The sequence below is a fragment of the Nocardia sp. NPDC004722 genome (assembly GCF_053601505.1).
This window is the reverse complement of record NZ_JBSGBY010000551.1, coordinates 1-5,765: the sequence shown is the minus strand read 5'-3', so window position 1 is coordinate 5,765 and position 5,765 is coordinate 1. Positions and strand designations below refer to the sequence as shown.

General features: G+C 67.5%; 6 protein-coding genes. 2 read left to right on the top strand and 4 right to left on the bottom strand.

Translation table 11 applies throughout. From position 1 onward, the window contains the following. The coding region (locus tag ACWELQ_RS36170) for a zinc-binding dehydrogenase (protein WP_452401516.1) at positions 1-422 on the top strand (422 nt) is incomplete at its 5' end. Between the two features lie 80 nt (positions 423-502). Further along, the gene (locus ACWELQ_RS36165) at positions 503-1,147 is read left to right on the top strand and encodes a LysE family translocator (RefSeq protein ID WP_452401515.1); all 645 of its coding nucleotides are present in this window, start codon (positions 503-505) and stop codon (positions 1,145-1,147) included. Between the two features lie 3 nt (positions 1,148-1,150). Here ACWELQ_RS36165 and ACWELQ_RS36160 read toward each other — a convergent pair whose 3' ends face one another. The 4 genes from ACWELQ_RS36160 to ACWELQ_RS36145 all read right to left on the bottom strand — a co-directional run bounded on the left by ACWELQ_RS36160 (position 1,151) and on the right by ACWELQ_RS36145 (position 5,683). Further along, on the bottom strand, positions 1,151-2,554 hold the full coding sequence (locus ACWELQ_RS36160; RefSeq protein ID WP_452401514.1) for a M1 family metallopeptidase: 1,404 nt from the start codon (positions 2,552-2,554) through the stop codon (positions 1,151-1,153). Between the two features lie 65 nt (positions 2,555-2,619). After that, positions 2,620-3,258, bottom strand: a complete 639-nt coding sequence (locus ACWELQ_RS36155; protein WP_452401513.1) for a LysE family translocator — start codon at positions 3,256-3,258, stop codon at positions 2,620-2,622. Positions 3,259-3,318: 60 nt separating this feature from the next. Continuing rightward, entirely contained in the window at positions 3,319-3,987 is a 669-nt protein-coding gene (locus ACWELQ_RS36150; RefSeq protein WP_452401512.1) for a DUF3239 domain-containing protein, read from the bottom strand. 37 nt (positions 3,988-4,024) lie between these two features. Beyond that, entirely contained in the window at positions 4,025-5,683 is a 1,659-nt protein-coding gene (locus ACWELQ_RS36145; protein WP_452401511.1) for a DNA repair helicase XPB, read from the bottom strand. Between the last annotated feature and the right edge of the window lie 82 nt (positions 5,684-5,765).

The following is a 5,765-nucleotide window of genomic DNA, read 5'->3' as shown; positions in this document are numbered from 1 at the left end:
CCGAAGACGACAAGCTGTTTCAGATCGAAGGAAGGCGAGAGCCCATGACGCCCCCGCACAACTACCTTGCTGTGATCAAGGTCGTCGGTAACGGCATCGGCGGCGACCTCACCGCCCCGGCCGTGCGCCGCCTGGCTCCCGGCGGCCACCTCGCCTGGTACGGAAACCTCGGCGGCGCGGCCGAACTCCGCCTCGCCGACTTCTACGCCCAGGGCTGGAACGCCCACATCGTCGGCTTCATCAGCCCCGTCCCCGAGGACACCCTCGGCGAAGACCTCGCCATCCTCGCCGACCTGGTCGCCGACGGCCGCCTCACCCCGGACATCGGCCTCACCCTGGACTGGACCGAAACCCCGAAGGCTTTCGAGGCCATCGAATCTCGCACGCTGCGCGGCAAGGCCGTACTCACCCTGGGCAACTGACGCCCCGGTGATCGCAGGCGGTCCACTCGCGGGTGAGTGGACCGCGACAAGGCTCGGTGGCGGACCGCAGAATTGGGCGTGTGATCGAGACGACTGCGATGCTGGGTGTTGCGGCGGCTGAGTTGGGGCTGGTGCTGACGCCGGGGCCGAACATGATGTATCTGGTGTCGCGGACCATCTCCCAGGGGCGGCGGGCCGGACTCGTCTCGCTGGCGGGCGTGGCGGTCGGGTTCGGGACGTACATGGTGGCGGCCGCCGTCGGGATCACCGCGGTGTTCGCGATGGTGCCCGCGTTGTATCTGGCATTGAAGGTGGCGGGGGCGGGCTATCTGCTCTATCTGGCGTGGAAGATACTGCGGCCGGGCGGCGTTTCGCCGTTCGCCCCGGTCGAACTGCCTCCGGATTCGACGCGGCGGCTGTTCACCATGGGTCTGGTCACCAACCTGCTGAATCCGAAGATCGCCGTGCTGTACATGGCCCTGATTCCGCAGTTCGTGGTGCCAGCGCACGGGCGGGTCTGGTTGCAGAGCCTGTGCCTGGGCGCCGTGCAGACCAGCATCGCCGTCGTCATGAACGGGCTCATCGTGCTCAGCGCCGGAGCGATCGCGACATTCCTTGCGCGACGGCCGCTCTGGCTGCGCGCCCAGCGGTTGGTCACCGGCACCGTGCTCGGCGCGATGGCCGCCCTGGTGCTGTCGGACCGCACCCGGCCGATGCCCGCCTGAGGATCAGGACCGCAGCGAACCCGGGTACAGGAATTCGTCGGCGGGCCGGTCGGGGCGGTCCAGCCAGGCGGTGAAGAAGCCCGTCAGGTCGTGCGGGGTGCGTGACTGCATGAACTGACGGAACTCCGGCATCGAGGCATTGCCGTACTTGTGGCCCATGACGAAGTCGCGCACCGCCGGGAAGTAGGCGTCATCGCCCATGGTCCGGCGCAGGGCGTGCAGGAACAGCGGCCCGCGGTAGTACACCGAGGTGAATTCGCTGCCCTTGCCAGGGTTCTGCAGCGCGATCTCCCAGAACTTCGGATCGTCATGGTATTTCGCGATCGTGTCGCGGTACATGGCGTCGACGTCCTTGCCGTCCTTGCGTTCCGGCCACAGGTAGTCGGCGGTGTAGCTGGCGAAGCATTCGTTCAGGCAGACATCCGACCACTGCTTCACCGACATGGAATCGCCCCACCACTGGTGGGTGACCTCGTGCACCACGGTGTCGAGATCGGTCCAGGGCGCGTAGATGGGCCGCGACTGGGTCTCCAGCGAGAAGTTCAGATCGGTGTCGACGAAGATGCCACCGGCGACATCGAACGGGTAGGGGCCATAGAGCTCCTCCTGGAAGTCCAGGATCTCCGGCAGCCGCGACTCGATGTCCTTGGCCTTCAACGCCTCCGGCGCGAAGGCGCTCAGCAGCTGTGTGCCATTGGCGCGCCGCTGCTCCAGGAATTCGAACTTGTCGATGGCGATGGTGGTCAGATAGCCGATCACCGGCTGCCGCATCTCCCAGGAGACCGTGCGATTGCCGCCCGTCACGGTGTCGGACACCTTGTCGCCGCCCGACATCACCTCCCACTCCTGCGGCACCGTGGCGTGCAGCGTGAAAGTGGCCTTGTCCGTGGGGATGTCGTTGAGCGGATACCAGCTGCTGGCCGAATGCGGTTCGCCCGCGACGAAGGCCCCGCCGCTGGGCGAGAACACCCAGCCCTCACCGTCGGTACCGGTCACCGCACCCGCGTAGTCGACCTGCACGGTGAACGGCAGCCCGGGCAGCAGCGGAATCAGCGGTGTCACGACCAGTTCGTGCTCGTCGCTGCGGTCGAACCAGGCGGGCAGATTGTTGACCGTCACCTTGGAGATCTGCGGACCGCTGTAATCCAGGTTGAACGTCCGCAGCGCCTGCGTGGCGGTCGAGTCGATACGCGTCGACCCGGTCAGCTGATGCGACGGCGGATCGTAGGAGATGGTGACGTCGTAATGGCCGGCGTGGTAGCCGCCATTGCCGTCCATCGGATAGTAGGGATCCCCGGCCCCGGGCGCGCCCGCGAAGGGATCGCCCGAATCCGCCTGCGCTGGAGCCGCATTCGCGCCCGCCAGCAGTACCGCCCCCACCACCATGTACCGCCAGTTCGCCCTCATGCGTTCCTACCACCCCTTGCCGTCGGCGTTGCTGTCCGTCCCGCCGATGCTAATCGGCGCGTCTCTCAACTGGTGCTGCCCGACACGGCGACGCTCGCACCCAGCCCGATGATCATCACACCACCCGCGCCGCCGACCGCCTCCAGCCGCTTGGGCGAGCGCGCGAACCAATCCCGCGCGGTACCGGCCAGCAGCGCGTAGACCGAGTCGGAGATGAGCGCGACCACCAGGAAGACCACGCCGAGGATCAGCATCTGCACCGGGACGGCACCGGATGTGGGCGCCACGAACTGCGGCAGCACCGCCGAGAAGAAGATGATCGCCTTCGGATTGGTGAGCCCGACCAGCACGGCTTGGCGCATGGCGCGCTGATTGTTCATCGGCTCGACCTTGGCCTCGAACGCCTCGCGCAGCGAACGACGCTCCCGGAAGGCATGAATGCCCAGGTAGATCAGGTACAGCGCCCCGGCGAGCTTCACCACCATGAGCGCGATGGCGGAGGCGGCCAGGATGGTGCCGAGTCCGGCGGCCACGAGTCCGAGGATCACCATGACGCCGAGCGAATGACCGATCACCGACAGCAGGGCGGCGCGCCGCCCGTAGGTGAGAGCCCGGCCGATCACGAAAAGCACGCCGGGACCGGGAATTATGACAATGACGATGGAGGCGACGAGAAACGCCAGCAGGTTCGCGGCGGGAATCATCCGATCATTCTATTTCCCGGGGCGGGGCCTGTCGCGTGGAATTTCACCGGCGCGAAAAGCTCAGCCGCGCAGCTCTTCCGGCAGTTGCTGCGGGTCGAGCAGCAACCGCTTCGCGTCGGCGCCGCGCACCTTGTCGGCCAGATCCAGATTGTCGGCCAGCAGTTTCCACTCGACCTCGGTGATGGCCCCGCGCGCCCGCTCGATGATGTTGAGGTCCCGCGTCCCCCAGGCGATGGGCATGGCGCTCACCGTCTGCCACAGATCGCCGACCGGCCCGGGTGCGCGATCCACGCGCACGGTCACCGCGGGCACCCGCTCCCCCGCGCGGGCCCGATGCCCGGGTAGCGAACGGACCGTGCGGGTCACCAGCGCGTAGCGCGGTCCCTTCGCGGTGGGCTTGGCCAAGTCGACCAGGGCCAGCAGGGTGGCCCCGTTGCCGTGCGTCTCCGAGACCACCGCGGGCACCAGGTCGCCCGCCGCGTACAGCTTGTCGACCCGCCCGCGATGCGGCATCCAGTACCCGATGAACAGCGCCGTGACGGCGGCCAGCAGGAAGGCCACCGCCAGCAGCCACGACCACGGATGGTTCACCCAGACCAGGAATGCGACACCCAACCCGAGGGCGACGGCCGCGGTGTAGGCCCAGATCCGGAGCCGGCGCAGGTATGCGACGACCTCGTTGACCGCTCTGGCATGCTCACGGTCCACCGTGAATTCGAAGCGCCGCACGTGCGTCCCTCCCGCCTTATGGAGGCTCTTCCTCCACTTATCCTATCGTCGGCCCCAGCAGGTCGTCTGCATCGGTGATGCGATAGGCATACCCCTGCTCCGCGAGGAAACGCTGCCGATGCGCAGCGTATTCGGCGTCCAGCGTGTCACGCGCGACCACGGAATAGAAGTGAGCTTGCCCGCCATCGTGTTTGGGCCGCAGCAGCCGCCCCAGCCGCTGCGCCTCCTCCTGCCGCGAGCCGAAGGTGCCCGAAACCTGTACGGCCACAGACGCTTCGGGTAGGTCGATGGAGAAGTTGGCGACCTTCGACACCACCAGCACCGGAATCTCCCCGCGCCGGAAGGCGTCGAAGAGCTCCTCGCGCTCCTTGGTGCGGGTGGAGCCCTGGATGACCGGGGCGTTCAGGTGCTCGCCCAACTCGTCCAGCTGGTCCAGGTAGGCCCCGATCACCAGGCTCGGCGCGTCCTTGTGCTTGGCCAGAATCGACTCCACCACCGGCAGTTTCGTGCGCGCGGTGGAGCACAGCTTGTAGCGCTCCTCCGGCTCGGCGGTGGCGTACGCCATGCGCTCGGCATCGGTCAGGGTGACCCGCACCTCGACACAGTCGGCGGGCGCGATCCAGCCCTGCGACTCGATGTCCTTCCACGGCGCGTCATAACGCTTGGGGCCGATCAGCGAGAACACGTCACCCTCGCGGCCGTCCTCGCGCACCAGGGTGGCGGTCAGGCCCAGCCGACGGCGCGATTGCAGATCCGCGGTCATACGGAAGACCGGCGCGGGCAGCAGGTGCACCTCGTCGTAGATGACCAGGCCCCAGTCACGGCTGTCGAACAGCTCCAGATGCCGATACTCGCCCTTGGTCTTGCGCGTGATCACCTGATAGGTGGCGATGGTGACCGGCCGGATCTCCTTGCGCTCCCCGGAGTATTCGCCGATCTCGTCCTCGGTCAGCGAGGTGCGGGCCAGCAGCTCACGCCGCCACTGCCGCCCGGCCACGGTATTGGTGACCAGGATCAGGGTGGTCGCCTTGGCCTTGGCCATGGCCGCCGCGCCCACCATGGTCTTGCCCGCGCCGCAGGGCAGCACCACCACGCCGGACCCGCCCGCCCAGAAGGAGTCGGCGGCGAGTTCCTGATAGTCGCGCAGATGCCATTCGCTGGAGGTGTAGTCCAGGTCGATCTGATGCGCCTCGCCGTCGACATAGCCCGCGAGGTCCTCGGCGGGCCAGCCCACCTTCAGCAGCATCTGCTTGATCCGCCCGCGCTCCGAGGGGTGCACGATGACCGTGTCGTCGTCGATGCGCGCACCCAGCATGGGCTGAATCTTCTTGTGCCGCAGGATCTCCTCCAGCACCGCGCGGTCCAGGCTGACCAGCACCAGCCCGTGCGCGGGATGCTTCATCAGCTGCAGCCGCCCGTAGCGGGCCATGGTGTCGACGATGTCGACCAGCAGCGGCTGCGGCACCGCGTACCGGCTGAAATTGACCAGCGCGTCGACCACCTGCTCGGCATCGTGCCCGGCCGCGCGCGCGTTCCACAGCGCCAGCGGCGTGATCCGATAGGTGTGCACATGCTCGGGCGCGCGTTCGAGCTCCGCGAACGGCGCGATGGCCTGCCGTGCCGCATTGGCCGACTCGTGGTCGACCTCCAGCAGCAGGGTCTTGTCACTCTGCACGATGAGCGGACCGTCGGTCACGAGCACCTCCTGGCTTGTTCCGGCTCGAATGAGCCTGGTCCATTCTCCAGGAACCCACCGACAAGGCCACGTGACCTGCGTC